We start from the raw sequence: 16,083 nt of genomic DNA on the forward strand, positions 1-16,083 counted from the left end.
TTCGGGACAGCCTCGGGAGGGGTATGCTTTGAGGCCGGGCATTCTAGCCTAAACCGTTCGCCACGGCACCCGAAACGGCACACCTGAAGCGCACCAGACGTCGCGAATCGACCAAAGCCTTATTCTTTATAGCTATCAGCCGCTTAACGGATGCTCGATTATGATCTTTAAACAGAGCTCTACCCCCCATTTTACAAGGGTTTGAGCGATTTTCGCGGTCAATATCAGAATGACTGGAAATTGTCGAGATATGGCACCCGTGCTGCTTTGCGTATACTGCGCGGATGTTTTCTCTAACTGATATCCGCCCGCGCTGCGCCAAATGGCTGCTCGCAACCGGACTCTTCCTGATGCTCAGTGCCTGCGTTGAAAAACCCAGCACCCTGGAGCGCGTAAAGGAGGATGGGGTACTGCGGGTGATTACCCGCAACAGCCCTGCGACCTACTTTGAGGATCGCAATGGTGAAACCGGCTTTGAATACGAGCTGGTGAAGCGTTTTGCCGACGATCTTGGGGTTGAGCTCAAAATCGAGACCGCGGACAACCTGGACGAACTGTTCAATCAACTGGGCCAGCCTGACGGCCCGGTTCTGGCTGCTGCCGGACTGGTCAGCAGCGAGAAACGCCTGCAACAAGCCAGATTTTCCCACCCGTACCTCGAAGTCACGCCACAGATCATCTACCGCAACGGCCAGTCCCGCCCCACCTCTGCTGCGGATCTGGCCGGCAAGCGCATCACGGTCCTCAAAGGCAGCTCCCACGCCGAGCAACTGGCCGAACTGAAAAAACAGTATCCCGGAATCGAGTACGACGAATCCGACGCGGTCGAAGTCGTCGATTTGCTGCGCATGGTCGATGAAGGCCAGATCGACCTCACGCTGGTCGACTCCAACGAAGTGGCGATGAACCAGGTGTACTTCCCCAACGTGCGCGTCGCCTTTGACCTGGGCGATGCACGCAGCCAGCGCTGGGCAGTGGCGGCCGGTGAAGACAACAGCCTGCTCAACGAGATCAACGCCTATCTGGACAAGGTCGAAAAGAACGGCACCCTGCAACGCCTTAAAGACCGCTACTACGGGCATGTCGATGTCCTTGGCTACGTTGGCGCGTACACCTTCGCCCAGCACCTGCAACAGCGCTTGCCCAAGTACGAAAAGTTTTTCAAGGAAGCGGCCAAAAAAGAACAGATCGACTGGCGCCTGCTGGCAGCCATGGGTTATCAGGAATCCTTGTGGCAACCCGCCGTCACCTCAAAAACAGGTGTGCGCGGCCTGATGATGCTGACCCAGAACACTGCTCAAGCGATGGGCGTGTCCAACCGCCTGGATGCCAAGCAAAGCATCATGGGCGGCGCCAAATACCTCGCATTGATCAAGAGCGAGCTGGACGATGATATTCAGGAACCGGATCGCACCTGGTTCGCACTGGCTGCCTACAACGTCGGTGGCGGTCATCTGGAAGACGCACGCAAGCTGGCCAAGAAAGAAGGCCTGAACCCGAACAAGTGGCTTGATGTAAAGAAAATGCTGCCTCGCCTTGCGCAGAAGCAGTGGTACAGCAAAACCCGCTATGGCTACGCCCGCGGCGGTGAGCCAGTACATTTTGTGGCCAACATCCGTCGTTACTACGACATCCTGACCTGGGCCACGCAGCCACAGCTCGAAGGTGATCAGGCGGCCGACAGCAAGCTGCATATCCCCGGCATCGACAAGACCAAGCCCAAAGAAGAGCCGCAGCTGTAGAACACAATTCTGTGGGAGCGAGCCTGCTCGCGAATGAGCTTCGCGAGCAGGCTCGCTCCCACAATTGAATGATCCCCGTAGCCGTTTTTAAACCTTGGCCGCAGCCACAATCAGCGCTTTCATTTCAGCCACTGCCGACTTGAAGCCCACGAACAATGCATGCGCCACCAGCGCATGGCCAATGTTCAATTCATTGATGCCCTTGATCGCGGCTACCGCTTCCACGTTGTGGTAATGCAGACCGTGGCCAGCATTGACGATCAGCCCTTGAGCCAGGCCAAACGCAACGCCATCGGCGACACGCTGCAACTCTTCGGCGACTTCGGTCGGGGTCTGGGCATCGGCATAGCGTCCGGTGTGCAGTTCGATTGCCGGTGCGCCTACGCGCCTGGACGCTTCGATCTGACGCTCATCGGCGTCAATAAACAGCGACACTTCACAGCCAATCTTGCTCAGCCGCTCGACAGCTGCCTTGATCCGCGCTTCCTGCCCGGCAACATCCAGACCGCCTTCGGTGGTCAGTTCCTGACGGGTTTCAGGCACCAGGCAGATATGCGCCGGGCGAATGCGCTCGGCAAACAGCATCATCTCTTCGGTAACGCCCATTTCGAAGTTCATGCGCGTTTGCAGGACATCCTTGAGCAGCAACACATCGCGTTCCTGGATATGTCGACGATCTTCGCGCAAGTGCACGGTAATGCCGTCGGCGCCCGCCTCTTCTGCATCCAGCGCTGCCTTGACCGGATCAGGGTAACGGGTGCCGCGAGCCTGACGCAGCGTGGCTACGTGGTCGATGTTCACGCCGAGAAGAATGCGATTGCTTTGGGTCACGGGGGGCTCTCCTGAAGAGTTGACGATTCGGCGCACAGCATACCGGTCTATTCAGGGCTTGCGAAACAACTCACGACTGGCCAGCGGTTTACCAGCCAAATGCACGGCCAATGCCTGACGCATCAGGCGCTTGGCGGCGGACAAGGCTCCGGGCACGGTCCAGTCAGCCTCGGCCATTGCGTGCAGTTCGGTGCCATGAAACAGACCGGGCTGCACCAGATAAATCCGTTCAAGCCCGGCATCTACCTGCAAACGGTACATGCCATCGCTGGCCACCGGTTCGCCTTGAATGTCCCGGGTCAACGAAAAGCCATAGCCCAGATCGTCCAGCAGGCGCCATTCGAACGCTCGCAGCAGAGGCTCGAGCGCGCGCCCTTGCGCAAGCGCCACCAGCGTCGCGGCATAGTGGTCGAAGACTGCGGGATGCGGGTCTTCGGCTGGCAACAGCCTGATCAGCAGCTCATTGAGATAGAGGCCGCTGAACAGCGCTTCGCCATTGAGCCAGGTAGCAATCCCGGCACTCTCCATGCGTCCGACGTTTTTCAGCTCGCCACGGCCGCGAAATTCGATTTCCAGCGGCACAAAAGGCCGGGCCAGCGTCCCCGCCTTGCCCCGCGCACTGCGCAACACGGCCCGCAGGCGCCCTTGAGGCGTGATGAAATCCACCAGGGCACTGGTTTCACGATAGGGGCGACTGTGCAGGACGTAGGCGAGTTGGGGGGCCGGGGGTTTACTGGACATGGAAGTCAGCTATCTCAAAAGGCAAACACTGCCAGGAAGAACAGCATAAAACTAATGTGGGAGCGGGCTTGCTCGCGATAGCAGCAACTCGGCCTGTCTGAAGTTCCGAGTTGATGCTATCGCGAGCAAGCCCGCTCCCACAGGGGGGGTGTAATGCTGTGCTTACAGGTCGCCGTAGCCCAGCGAACGCAGGGCGCGCTCGTCGTCGGACCAGCCACCTTTCACTTTAACCCAAAGGTTAAGCATGATCTTGGAGTCGAACAGCAGCTCCATATCCTTGCGCGCTTCGGTACCGATACGCTTGATACGCTCGCCCTTGTCGCCAATGATGATTTTTTTCTGACCATCACGCTCAACCAGAATCAAGGCATGGATATGCAGGGTTTTGCCCTGCTGCTTGAACTCTTCGATCTCGACGGTGATCTGGTACGGCAGCTCGGCCCCCATCTGGCGCATGATCTTTTCACGTACCAGTTCGGCGGCCAGGAAGCGGCTGCTGCGATCGGTGATCTGGTCTTCCGGGAAGAAGTGCTCGTTTTCCGGCAGGTGATCGGCAATCACGCGCTCAAGGGCTTCAAGGTTGTGCCCGTGCTGAGCCGAGATCGGGATGATCTGGGCGTTCGGCAGTTGCTCCTGAAGCCAGCTCAGGTGCGGCATCAGCTCGGCCTTGTCTTCGATACGGTCGGTCTTGTTCAACGCCACGATCAGCGGGCCGGTTACGTACTGCACGCGCTCCAGCACCATCTGGTCTTCGTCGGTCCACTTGGTGCGGTCAACAACGAAGATCACCACATCGACGTCTTTCAACGCAGCCGAAGCGGTTTTGTTCATGTAGCGGTTCAGGGCCTTTTCGCCGCCCTTGTGCATGCCCGGGGTATCCACGTAGACCGCTTGCACGTTGCCTTCGGTCTTGATGCCCAGCATGTTGTGGCGGGTGGTCTGAGGCTTGCGCGAGGTGATCGCCAGCTTTTGACCCAGGATATGGTTCAGCAGTGTGGATTTACCCACGTTTGGACGACCAACAATGGCAACGTAGCCACAGCGAGTTGCGGTTGAATCAGTCATGACCATTCTCCACGCCAAGGGCAATCAGTGCTGCGGCGGCCGCTACCTGTTCGGCAATACGACGGCTCACGCCCTGTCCCCGGCTTTTTTCATTCAATAAGGCAATCTCGCACTCGACAAAGAAGGTGCGGCAATGCGGTTCGCCCTGGATATCCACCACTTCGTAACGTGGCAGGTCGCAGGCACGCGACTGCAAGAACTCTTGCAGGCGGGTCTTTGGATCTTTGTTGGTGTCGACCAGGGTCAGCGTCTCGAACTCGCTGGCCAGCCAGGCCAGTACGCGGTCGCGAGCGACATCCATGCCGGCGTCCAGGTAAATGGCGCCGATCAGCGCCTCAAGGGCATCGGCCAGGATCGATTCACGGCGAAATCCGCCGCTTTTCAGTTCACCGGAACCCAGGCGCAGGTACTCGCCCAGCTCAAAGCCGCGGGCCAGTACTGCCAGGGTCTCACCCTTTACCAGCCGCGCACGCAAGCGTGACAACTGGCCTTCACGCGCCAGCGGGAAACGGTCAAACAAGGCTTCGCCGGCAACAAAATTGAGAATGGCATCCCCCAGGAACTCAAGGCGCTCGTTATTGCGCCCCGCGAAACTGCGGTGTGTCAGGGCCAGAACCATCAGTTCCTGGTCTTTGAAGGTGTAGCCGAGCTGACGCTCTAAACGTTCTAAAGAAAAACTCACGATTTACCCACGCTGAGTTCGTGGCCGAATGTCACCACCGGACCGATATTAGGGATCAGTGATGCTCGTTTATCGCATAGCAAATGGACAGGGAACAGGCTGTTCGCCGCCGTCACACTTAACGCTTTGTTCAAATCCACATCCTGAATACTCAGGCGCGCGACTTGTTTCGCACACCTGAAAAGCAATCGGCGCTGTTATAAACAGCGCCGTTCTGGCTACTTGATCAGACCAACCCGCGAGAAGTTCGGCAGGTTGCTCGCCTTGGGTTCCGGCCAGCTCATCCAAACAGCGAAGGCCTTGCCGACAATATTCTTGTCGGGAACCATGCCCAGCTCGTCTTTGGGAATGTTCGGATCATCCCAGTAACGGCTGTCGTTCGAATTGTCACGGTTGTCACCCATCATGAAGTAATGCCCGGCCGGAACCGTCCACTCCTTGTCAGGCGGCGCACGATAGCGGCTCATTTCCTTGCGGATCATGTGCTCGACTTCGCCCAGCTTCTCTTTGTACAACTCGGCACTGCCCAGGGTTCCAGGCTCGGCCTTGACCAGTTGCTCGGCAACCAGTTGGTCGTTGACATAAAGATGCTTGTCGCTGGTATAGCGGATCTTGTCGCCCGGCAGGCCAACTACACGCTTGATGTAGTTGACTGTCGGATCGCTTGGGTAGCGAAACACCATCACATCGCCCCGCTTCGGATCACCCACTTCGATGATTTTCGTGTCGAGTACCGGCAAGCGGATCCCGTACGAAAACTTGTTCACCAAAATGAAATCGCCCACATCCAGGGTCGGTTTCATCGAGCCGGACGGAATCTGGAACGGCTCAACCAGAAACGAACGCAACACCAGCACGATAAACAACACGGGAAAGAACGACTTGCCGTATTCAACCAGCAGCGGCTCCTTGTTGAGCTTTTCGACTACCTGCATATCAACCGGCGTAACGCTGGCTTGATAGTTGGCAATGGCCTTGCGCCGGCGCGGAGCCAGGAAGACCAAATCGAGCAGCGCCAGCAAACCGCACACGGCAACAGCAATGACCAGCAACAGCGGGAAATTTAGTGACATAGGACCTAGCTATCCAAACGGAGCACTGCAAGGAAGGCTTCTTGTGGAATTTCCACGTTGCCCACTTGCTTCATGCGTTTTTTACCGGCCTTTTGCTTTTCCAACAGCTTGCGCTTACGGCTAACGTCACCACCGTAGCATTTGGCCAGTACGTTCTTTCTGAGTGCCTTGACGGAGGTCCGTGCAATGATCTGCCCGCCAATGGCGGCCTGGATCGCGACGTCGAACATCTGGCGCGGAATCAGTTCTTTCATCTTCTCGGTCAACTGGCGACCTTTGTAGTGCGCGTTTTCCTTGTGCACGATCAGGGCCAGCGCATCTACCTTGTCACCGTTGATCAGCACATCGAGCTTGACCAGATTAGCTGACTGGTAACGATCGAAGTGGTAATCAAGCGAAGCATAGCCGCGACTGGTGGATTTGAGACGGTCGAAGAAGTCCAGAACCACTTCGTTCATCGGCAAATCGTAGGTCACTTGTACCTGGGTACCCAGGAACAACATGTCGTGCTGCACGCCACGTTTTTCAATGCACAGGGTAATGACGTTACCCAGGTGCTCCTGAGGCACAAGAATGTTGGCACGCACGATTGGCTCGCGCATGTCTTCAATCATTGAAAGATCTGGCAGCTTGGACGGGTTATCGACGTAAATCGTTTCACCGGTCTTGAGCAGCAGTTCGAAAATTACGGTTGGCGCAGTGGTGATCAGGTCCAGGTTGTACTCGCGCTCCAGGCGCTCCTGAATGATCTCCATGTGCAGCATGCCCAGGAAGCCGCAACGGAAGCCGAAGCCCAGTGCGTCAGAGCTTTCTGGCGTGTATTGCAGCGAAGAGTCGTTCAGCGTCAGTTTTTGCAACGCATCACGGAAGTCTTCGAAGTCATCGGAGCTAACCGGGAACAGGCCCGCGTATACCTGAGGCTGAATACGCTTGAAACCGGGCAGTACATCAACATCCGGAGTCGTGCTCAAGGTCAGGGTATCGCCCACTGGCGCACCGTGAATGTCCTTGATACCGGCGATGATGAAACCTACTTCACCGGCTTTCAGGTCTGCAGTGGCGGTGTGTTTCGGGTTGAATACACCAACGCTGTCCACCAGGTGGATCTTGCCGGTGGATTTGACCAGAATCTTGTCGCCCTTTTTCACGCGGCCGTGGCGCACGCGAACCAGGGACACAACGCCCAGGTAGTTGTCGAACCAGGAGTCGATGATCAACGCTTGCAGCGGATCTTCGATATTGCCGGTCGGCGCAGGAATGGTGTGTACCAGGCGCTCAAGCACCTCGTCCACGCCCAGGCCGGTCTTGGCACTGCAGGTCACGGCATCAGTGGCGTCGATGCCAATGATTTTTTCGATTTCTTCCTTAACGCGATCAGGATCAGCCTGTGGCAGGTCGATCTTGTTCAGCACCGGCATGACTTCCAGGCCCTGCTCAATCGCGGTGTAGCAGTTGGCTACGGACTGGGCTTCTACACCCTGCCCCGCATCGACCACCAGCAACGCACCTTCACAGGCCGCCAGGGAACGGCTAACTTCGTAGGTGAAGTCAACGTGGCCCGGGGTATCAATGAAGTTCAACTGGTAGGTATTACCGTCTTTGGCCGTGTAATACAAGGTGACGCTGTGGGCCTTGATGGTGATCCCGCGCTCACGCTCGAGGTCCATGGAGTCCAGTACCTGGGCCTCCATTTCGCGGGCAGTCAGGCCACCGCACATCTGGATGAAACGATCGGCCAGCGTCGACTTGCCATGGTCAATGTGGGCGATGATGGAGAAATTGCGGATATGACTCAGATCACTCACGGGTCAACACTCAAAAAAGTCGCAGGCAGACTGCCCGCCGAAAAATAGCCGGGAATTGTACCTGAACATCGCGCCAAGCGTCACGTTCACAGGCCAATGGGCACCTACAAAAAAGCCCCTATCGCGAGATAGAGGCTCTTGATTGGCTCAATGAGCGCTACTCAACCCGCCCGACGTAACAGCCAGATACCGGCCACGGCACAAATGGAAGCCGGCAGCAGCACCGCAAACAGCGGCGAGAAGCCGAACACCAGGCTCAAAGGCCCCAGCAGGTCCTGGGCGATCTTGAAGGTAAACCCCACCAGCACCCCGGTAAAAACCCGCTGCCCCAGCGTAACAGAGCGCAACGGGCCGAAGATGAAAGATATGGCCATCAATACCAGCGCAGCAGTCACCAGCGGCTGCAACACCTTGACCCAAAAAGCCAGCCAGTAACGGCCGTTGTTCAGGCCCTGATCCTTGAGGTAGTGGATATAGTTCCACAACCCGGAAATCGACAGCGATTCGGGCGCCATGACCACGGTATTGAGCAGTTGCGGGCTCAACGACACGTCCCATTTTTCTTCAGGCGCCTTGACTACCTCAGTGCTGTCGCCATGAAAAAGAGTGGTGCTCACATCACTCAACTGCCAGTCGCCCTGGTGGTACTGGGCCTTTTTGGCAAAGCTTGCCGACTGCATCTGATGGTCTTTGTCGAAGCGATAACGGGTCACACCGTAAAGCAGGCCATCGGGCTGAACGGCGTTGATATGGATAAACTCATCACCCTGGCGGTGCCACAAGCCATGCTTGGAGCTTTGCGAGTCACCACCGCCCTGGGCCAGCGCGCGGTTGGCCTGGGCAATGTTTTCCGTGGCAGGCACCACATATTCGCCAATCAGCACCCCTGCAACCATCAGCACCAGCATCGGCTTCATCACGGCCCAGACGATGCGCCCAAGGGACACACCTGCGGCACGCATGATGGTCAGCTCACTGTTGCTGGCCAGGCCGCCCAAACCGATCAGGCAGCCAATCAACGCTGCCATCGGCAACATTTCATACAGGCGTCGGGGCGCAGTCAGCATGACAAAACTGAACACATCCAGAACGGTGTAGGTGCTGCTGAGACTGCGCATCTCGTCGATCACGGCAAACAGCAGGGCCAGCCCGAGGATGATCCCCAACACGGCCAGAATCGCCAACAACACACTGCTACCAATGTAGCGGTCGAGCTTAACCACGGGCCATCTCCTCGGCACTACGGCGACTTGCCAGTTTCAAGCGCAGCGGCTCCCAGTACATCAACCCCAGGCCAATGATCAGGAACAGCCCATGCACCCACCACAGGCCCAGCGCCATCGGGGTCTTGCCATCCTGAAGAAGCCCCTTGCCCCAGGTCAGCATGCTCAGGTAGCTCATATAAAGAAGAATCGCCGGCAACAACTTGAGGAAGCGCCCCTGACGCGGATTGACCCGCGATAACGGCACTGCGATCAAGGTCACGATAAAGACCAGCACGGGGAAGGCAATCCGCCAATGCAGCTCGGCAACCACGCGAGGATCCGTGCTGCCGAGAAGGCTTGCGGTAGGGATCGCATCGCGGTCTGTCACTTCATTGCTGACTTCCGGCTTGGGCAGCAGCACACCATAGGTGTCGTACTTGATTGCCCGATAATCGGCCTGCCCAGGATTGCCGTCATAGCGATAGCCATTGTTCAGCACCAGCCAGCGACTGCCGTCAGGACGCACTTCCTGATGACCCTTCTCGGCCAGCAGCACGGAAATACTGCGATCCTTGGCCTCTTCTCCGAGTTTCTTCTGCGAAATGAATACGCCGGACAAGAGGCTGCGGTCATTGCTCAATTCTTCGGTGTAGGTCACCCGCGTACCGTCACTCAGCGACTGGAAGCGCCCGGCCTCCAGGGTGTCGAATTCGGTCAGGGCATCCTGCTTGTTGAGCAGCAGCTGAAATTCATTGTTGCCCTGCGGGGCCAGGCTCAGACTGAGCCAGGCCACGATCAGCGCGACCAGCGCAGCCGGTGCCATGGTCATGGCCAGCAACCGCTGACGACTCATGCCGGTGGCCGACAGCACGGTCATTTCGCTCTCAAGGTACAAGCGACCATAAGAGAGAAGAATGCCCAGGAACAGCCCCAGAGGCAGGATCAGCTGCATGAAGCCCGGCAGGCGAAAGCCCATGATCAGGAACAACGAACCCGGGTCCAGGGCGCCCGAGGCGGCCTGGGCCAGATATTTGATGAAGCGACCGCTCATGATGATGACCAGCAGCACAGCACTGACAGCGCTCAATGTAAGCAGGACTTCGCGGGACAGATAACGGAAGACGATCAAACCAGACACTCCAGGGTCGTCAGGCTAAGGCGGCCAAACAAACAGCATAACGAGTCGGCACATACCTCATCATAGATGAGATGGGCCGTCTAAAAAGATGGCGCATTATCCTGTGAATGCCCTCCCCTGTCACTGCACAGTCTTGAAAGTGGCAACTTGGCCCTAAACCGGGGTTGTCAGGCTCCTCCGACGGGGTTCAAACTGCCCGCCTTGACGCCAGCCTTGATCACAGGTGAAGCGCTTCTTCTATATAAGCAAACAAACAGAACTGTTTGTGCGCATGTTGACCATTTGACTCAGGGACCCGGACATGGAACTGGTTGTAAAAAGCGTTAGCCCAGAAACGTTGAAAACGGCCACTCTGGTGGTCGCCATCGGCGAAGGCCGCAAGCTCGGCCCAACCGCCAAAGCCCTCGACGAACTCACCGGTGGCGCCATCAGCGCAGTCCTCAAGCGCGGCGACCTGGCCGGCAAAACCGGTCAAAGCCTGCTGTTGCACAGCTTGCCCAACCTCAAAGCCGAGCGCGTGCTGCTGCTGGGTACCGGCAAGGATGAAGAACTGGGCGATCGCCCGTTCCGCAAAATCATCAGCGGCGCACTGGGTGTACTCAAAGGCCTGGGCGGTAGCGATGCGGTGTTCGCACTGGACGAATTGGTGGTCAAGGGCCGCGACAGCTACAGCAAGACCCGCTTGCTGGCCGAAACCCTCGTAGACGGCGAATACACCTTCGACCGTTTCAAAAGCCAGAAGGCCGAACCCCGCGCCCTGAAAAAAATCACCCTGCTGACCATCAAGGCCGCGCAGGCTGAAGTGCAGCGCGCCGTGACCCACGCCCAGGCAATTGCCGCCGGCATGGCGTTCACCCGCGACCTGGGCAACCTGCCGCCAAACATCTGCCACCCGAGCTTCCTTGCCGAGCAGGCCAAGGACCTGGGCAAAGAGTTCAAAGGCCTGAAAGTCGAAATCCTTGACGAGAAAAAGATCAAGGATCTGGGCATGGGCGCGTTCTACGCTGTAGGCCAGGGCAGCGACCAGCCGCCTCGTCTGATCGTGATGAACTACGCCGGTGGCAAAAAATCCGAAAAACCGTACGTACTGGTAGGTAAAGGCATCACCTTCGACACCGGCGGCATCAGCCTCAAGCCGGGCGCCGGCATGGATGAAATGAAGTACGACATGGGTGGTGCTGCCAGCGTGTTCGGCACCCTGCGCGCCGTACTCGAGCTGAAACTGCCGATCAACCTGGTGTGCATTCTGGCCTGTGCTGAAAACATGCCTAGCGGCGGCGCGGCACGCCCGGGCGACATCGTGACGACCATGAGCGGCCAGACGGTCGAAATCCTCAACACCGACGCCGAAGGCCGTCTGGTGCTGTGTGATGCCCTGACCTACGCCGAGCGCTTCAAGCCACAGGCCGTGATCGACATCGCCACCCTGACCGGCGCCTGCATGGTTGCATTGGGCGCTCACACCTCGGGCCTGATGGGCAACAACGACGACCTGATCAACCAGTTGCTGGAAGCCGGCAAGCAAGCCGACGACCGTGCATGGCAACTGCCGCTGTTCGACGAGTACCAGGAACAACTGGACAGCCCGTTCGCCGACATGGCCAACATTGGCGGGCCTAAAGGCGGCGCCATCACTGCTGGCTGCTTCCTGTCGCGTTTTGCCAAGGCCTATAACTGGGCGCACCTGGACATCGCCGGCACGGCATGGGTCAGCGGCGGCAAGGACAAGGGCGCAAGTGGCCGCCCAGTGCCCCTGCTGACCCAGTACCTGCTGGATCGCGCCAACGCTTGAAGCTGACAATCGAAGACTGCGCCGCTTGAGGGCGGCGCAGTCCCGATTCAGGAATCGCAATGACCCCCGAAGCAAACCAAGAACTCACCAAGATCGACTTTTATATCCTGCCCAGCGCCGAACCCTCTGCGCGGCTGGATTTTGCCTGCAAACTCACCGAGAAGGCCTGGCGCCTGGGCCATCGCGTGTATCTGCATTGCTCTGACAGTGCCCAGCGCCAGGACCTGGATGAACGCCTGTGGCGCTTCAAGGGCGAAAGCTTCGTGCCCCACAGCAACACTGAAGACCAACCCGATGGCGTCGTGGTCATGGGCTGTACGGATGCACCCGCAAGCCACCAAGACTTACTGATCAACCTGGACCTCAAAGTCCCCGACTTTTTCAAGCGCTTCGCCCGCGTGGCCGAAGTGGTGGTCGAAGACCCCGCCGTGCGACAGGCTGCACGGGAGAGTTTCCGTTTCTACCGAGAACAGGGCTATCCTCTGCAGGACCACAAGTTACAACGACTCTGAGCACACGATGGACACCTCCAATTCGCCGCAAAAAGCTGCACACCTGCTTGATGATCTTGAGTCCATTCGCAAGCTGCTCGGCGATGAGGGGCTGCAACCGCCGCTGCTGACAGAGATGGTAGGTCGGCCCGACGAACAGATCCCGTTGCTCGACGAAGTTATCAGCGATGAACCAGAGCCGGAGCCGGTGCCCACGCAAATACCGCTGGTCGGCATCACCCCGGCGCCCGCGACGGAGAAAGCCCCTGACGCACTGCTTGCGCACCTGGACCGAGAGCTGCGCACTGCTGCCCAGGCCATCATGCAGGACGTGATCAACGACTTCGCCCCGCACATCGAAACCGAGATCAAGCGCCGCCTTGATGCCCACATGGAGCGTCTGCTCGCCCAACATCAAAGCTGACCCTGTGGGAGCGGGCTTGCTCGCGATTGCAGCACCTTAATGAAGCCGATGCACCGGGTTGCCCGTATCGCGAGCAAGCCCGCTCCCACAACAGCAATAGGTTCCCCGCGCAGTCCCACCCCGCTATACTTGCCGGCTTTCCTGAATTAATGCCAATAGGGTCCCGCCGCGCATGGATAAGACCTACCAGCCGCACGCCATTGAAACTTCCTGGTACAAAACCTGGGAAGAAGAGAATTATTTTGCCCCGCAAGGCGCGGGCGACCCGTACACCATCATGATTCCGCCGCCGAACGTCACCGGCAGCCTGCACATGGGGCACGGCTTCAACAACGCGATCATGGATGCCCTGATCCGTTTCCGTCGCATGCAGGGCCGCAACACCCTGTGGCAGCCGGGTACCGACCACGCGGGCATCGCCACCCAGATGCTGGTCGAGCGTCAGATCGAAGCACAAGGCCTGAACCGCCACGATTTGGGTCGTGAAAAATTCCTCGACAAGATCTGGGAATGGAAAGATCAGTCCGGCGGCAACATCAGCCGTCAGATCCGTCGCCTGGGTTCGTCCGTAGACTGGAGCCGCGAGCGCTTCACCATGGATGACGGCCTGTCTGAAGCCGTGAAGGAAGCCTTCGTGCGCCTCCACGAAGACGGCCTGATCTATCGTGGCAAGCGCCTGGTCAACTGGGACACCAAGCTGCACACGGCCATCTCCGACCTTGAAGTGGAAAACCACGACGAGAAAGGTTTCCTGTGGAACCTGCGCTACCCGCTGGCTGACGGCGCCAAGACCGCCGAAGGCCTGGACTACCTGGTGGTTGCTACCACCCGTCCGGAAACCATGCTGGGCGACGCAGCTGTTGCGGTAAACCCGGAAGACGAGCGCTACAAGGCCCTGATCGGCAAGTTTGTCGAGCTGCCGCTGGTTGGCCGCCGCATTCCGATCATCGCGGACGATTATTGCGATCCTGAATTCGGTACCGGTTGTGTGAAAATCACCCCGGCCCACGATTTCAACGACTACGAAGTCGGCAAGCGTCACAACCTGCCGCTGCTCAACATCTTCGATAAAAACGCCGCCGTGCTGCCTGCTGCCCAGGTGTTCAACCTCGATGGCACGCTGAACGAGTCCATCGACGGTACCCTGCCGGCCAAGTATGCAGGCCTGGACCGCTTCGAAGCGCGCAAGCAAATTGTCGCTGATTTCGACGAAGCCGGCCTGTTGGTCAGCGTCGATGATCACGCCCTGAAAGTGCCGAAAGGCGACCGTTCGGGCACCGTGATCGAACCGTGGCTGACTGACCAGTGGTACGTGTCGACCAAGCCTCTGGCAGAGCCTGCCATTGCTGCCGTGGAAGACGGGCGCATCGCGTTCGTGCCTAAACAGTACGAAAACATGTACTTCTCGTGGATGCGCGACATCCAGGACTGGTGCATCAGCCGTCAGCTGTGGTGGGGCCACCGCATTCCGGCCTGGTACGACGAGTCGGGCAAAGTCTATGTAGGCCGCGACGAGGCCGAAGTACGCGCCAAGAACAACCTGGGCCCGGACGTTGCCTTGCAACAGGACAACGACGTGCTCGACACCTGGTTCAGTTCGGGTCTGTGGACGTTCTCCACCCTCGGCTGGCCGGAAAAAACCGAAGCACTGAAAACCTTCCACTCCACTGACGTGCTGGTTACCGGTTTCGACATCATTTTCTTCTGGGTTGCCCGGATGATCATGCTCACCATGCATTTGGTGAAAAACGAAGACGGCACCCCGCAAGTTCCGTTCAAGACCGTGTATGTCCACGGCCTGGTCCGTGACGGTCAAGGCCAGAAGATGTCCAAGTCCAAGGGCAACGTCCTGGACCCGCTGGACATCATCGACGGCATCGAGCTCGAAGACCTGGTGGCCAAACGCACCACCGGCCTGATGCAGCCAAAACTGCTGAAGAAAATCGAGAAGCAGACCCGCGACGAATTCGCCGACGGCATCGCCAGCTACGGTACCGACGCCCTGCGCTTCACGTTCTGCTCGCTGGCGTCCACCGGCCGTGACATCAAGTTCGACATGGGCCGCGTCGAAGGCTATCGCAACTTCTGCAACAAGATCTGGAACGCCGCACGCTACGTGCTGGACAAGGGCGAAGACTGCGGCCAGAACGGCGAAGCCTACGAACTGTCGCTGGCTGACCGCTGGATCATCTCGCAGCTGCAGCGCACCGAAGCAGAAGTGACCCGTCACCTCGACCAGTTCCGTTTCGACCTCGCGGCGCAAGCGCTGTACGAGTTCATCTGGAACCAGTACTGCGACTGGTACCTGGAACTGTCCAAGCCTGTGCTGTGGGACGAAAACGCCCCGGTAGAACGTCAGCGCGGCACTCGCCGTACGCTGGTTCGGGTGCTGGAAGTGGCGTTGCGCCTGGCGCATCCGTTCATGCCATTCATCACCGAAGAAATCTGGCAGCGCATCGCGCCGCTGGCCGGTGCTGAAGGCAAGACCATCATGCTGCAACCGTGGCCGGTACCGAACGAAGCGCGCATCGACCAGGCCGCCGAAGACGATATCGAATGGCTCAAGGGCCTGATGCTGGGTATTCGCAACATCCGTGGCGAAATGAACATCGGCCCGGGCAAGCCTTTGCAGATCTACCTGAAAAACGTCAGCAGCGAAGATCAACGCCGTCTGGCCGAGAACGATGCCTTGCTCAAAAAGCTGGCTAAACTCGAAGCGATCACCGTGCTGCAAGAGGGCGCCGAAGCACCGCTGTCGGCTACCGCACTGGTAGGCGAGATGGAAGTGCTGGTGCCCATGGCCGGCCTGATCGACAAAGATGCAGAGTTGGCGCGTCTGGACAAGGAAATCCAGCGTCTGAACGGCGAAGTGGCCCGCGTAGGTGGAAAACTCTCTAACGCCGCGTTCGTTGACAAAGCTCCGGCCGAAGTCATCGAAAAAGAACGAACCAAGTTAGCCGAAGCCGAACAAGCCTTGAGCAAATTGGCCGAACAGCACGCGCGGATTTCCAGCCTGTAATAAAGCTGCGCACCTGATCGCGGGCAAGCCCTTAGCTCTGAAAGGAACTAAGGGCTTGCCCGCGATTGCTTTTGT

At 58.3% G+C, this 16,083-nt stretch carries 13 protein-coding genes; 5 read left to right on the forward strand and 8 right to left on the reverse strand.

The annotated features are described in order from the left end of the window. Nucleotides 1–284: 284 nt before the first annotated feature. A complete protein-coding gene (mltF, locus tag ACP7BE_RS17410) occupies nucleotides 285–1,742 on the forward strand; it encodes a membrane-bound lytic murein transglycosylase MltF (RefSeq protein ID WP_095001239.1) in 1,458 nt (485 codons plus the stop codon). 87 nt (nucleotides 1,743–1,829) lie between these two features. On the opposite strand, the gene pdxJ is transcribed toward mltF, so the two are convergent. The 8 genes from pdxJ to lptF form a co-directional block, all read right to left on the reverse strand. Continuing rightward, the gene (gene pdxJ, locus ACP7BE_RS17415) at nucleotides 1,830–2,573 is read right to left on the reverse strand and encodes a pyridoxine 5'-phosphate synthase (RefSeq protein ID WP_095001238.1); all 744 of its coding nucleotides are present in this window, start codon (nucleotides 2,571–2,573) and stop codon (nucleotides 1,830–1,832) included. A gap of 51 nt (nucleotides 2,574–2,624) precedes the next feature. Beyond that, complete coding sequence (recO, locus tag ACP7BE_RS17420; RefSeq protein WP_095001237.1) at nucleotides 2,625–3,314, reverse strand: DNA repair protein RecO; 690 nt, start codon at nucleotides 3,312–3,314, stop codon at nucleotides 2,625–2,627. 162 nt (nucleotides 3,315–3,476) lie between these two features. Beyond that, nucleotides 3,477–4,379, reverse strand: coding sequence for a GTPase Era (era, locus tag ACP7BE_RS17425; protein ID WP_095001236.1), 903 nt, complete (start codon nucleotides 4,377–4,379; stop codon nucleotides 3,477–3,479). Then, complete coding sequence (gene rnc, locus ACP7BE_RS17430) at nucleotides 4,372–5,061, reverse strand: ribonuclease III (RefSeq protein ID WP_095001235.1); 690 nt, start codon at nucleotides 5,059–5,061, stop codon at nucleotides 4,372–4,374. Before rnc ends, era begins: the two co-directional genes overlap by 8 nt. A gap of 218 nt (nucleotides 5,062–5,279) precedes the next feature. Next, nucleotides 5,280–6,134, reverse strand: coding sequence for a signal peptidase I (gene lepB / locus ACP7BE_RS17435; RefSeq protein WP_095001234.1), 855 nt, complete (start codon nucleotides 6,132–6,134; stop codon nucleotides 5,280–5,282). A gap of 5 nt (nucleotides 6,135–6,139) precedes the next feature. After that, entirely contained in the window at nucleotides 6,140–7,939 is a 1,800-nt protein-coding gene (lepA, locus tag ACP7BE_RS17440; RefSeq protein ID WP_095001233.1) for a translation elongation factor 4, read from the reverse strand. A gap of 161 nt (nucleotides 7,940–8,100) precedes the next feature. Continuing rightward, complete coding sequence (gene lptG, locus ACP7BE_RS17445) at nucleotides 8,101–9,162, reverse strand: LPS export ABC transporter permease LptG (protein WP_095001232.1); 1,062 nt, start codon at nucleotides 9,160–9,162, stop codon at nucleotides 8,101–8,103. After that, complete coding sequence (gene lptF / locus ACP7BE_RS17450) at nucleotides 9,155–10,273, reverse strand: LPS export ABC transporter permease LptF (RefSeq protein WP_095001231.1); 1,119 nt, start codon at nucleotides 10,271–10,273, stop codon at nucleotides 9,155–9,157. Before lptF ends, lptG begins: the two co-directional genes overlap by 8 nt. Before the next feature lie 310 nt (nucleotides 10,274–10,583). Here lptF and ACP7BE_RS17455 point away from each other — a divergent pair, with 310 nt between their 5' ends. The 4 genes from ACP7BE_RS17455 to ACP7BE_RS17470 all read left to right on the forward strand — a co-directional run bounded on the left by ACP7BE_RS17455 (nucleotide 10,584) and on the right by ACP7BE_RS17470 (nucleotide 16,008). Then, nucleotides 10,584–12,074 (forward strand): leucyl aminopeptidase, encoded by a 1,491-nt coding sequence (locus tag ACP7BE_RS17455; protein ID WP_095001230.1) that lies wholly within the window; start codon nucleotides 10,584–10,586, stop codon nucleotides 12,072–12,074. A 59-nt stretch (nucleotides 12,075–12,133) separates the two neighbouring features. Beyond that, nucleotides 12,134–12,586, forward strand: a complete 453-nt coding sequence (locus ACP7BE_RS17460; RefSeq protein ID WP_095001229.1) for a DNA polymerase III subunit chi — start codon at nucleotides 12,134–12,136, stop codon at nucleotides 12,584–12,586. A 7-nt stretch (nucleotides 12,587–12,593) separates the two neighbouring features. Then, a complete protein-coding gene (locus tag ACP7BE_RS17465; protein WP_095001228.1) occupies nucleotides 12,594–12,989 on the forward strand; it encodes a DNA polymerase III subunit chi in 396 nt (131 codons plus the stop codon). A 172-nt stretch (nucleotides 12,990–13,161) separates the two neighbouring features. Further along, a complete protein-coding gene (locus ACP7BE_RS17470; RefSeq protein ID WP_095001227.1) occupies nucleotides 13,162–16,008 on the forward strand; it encodes a valine--tRNA ligase in 2,847 nt (948 codons plus the stop codon). The last annotated feature ends 75 nt before the right edge of the window (nucleotides 16,009–16,083 follow it).

The organism is Pseudomonas sp. TWR1-1-3 (genome assembly GCF_049896805.1).
GTDB lineage: Bacteria > Pseudomonadota > Gammaproteobacteria > Pseudomonadales > Pseudomonadaceae > Aquipseudomonas > Aquipseudomonas bubulae.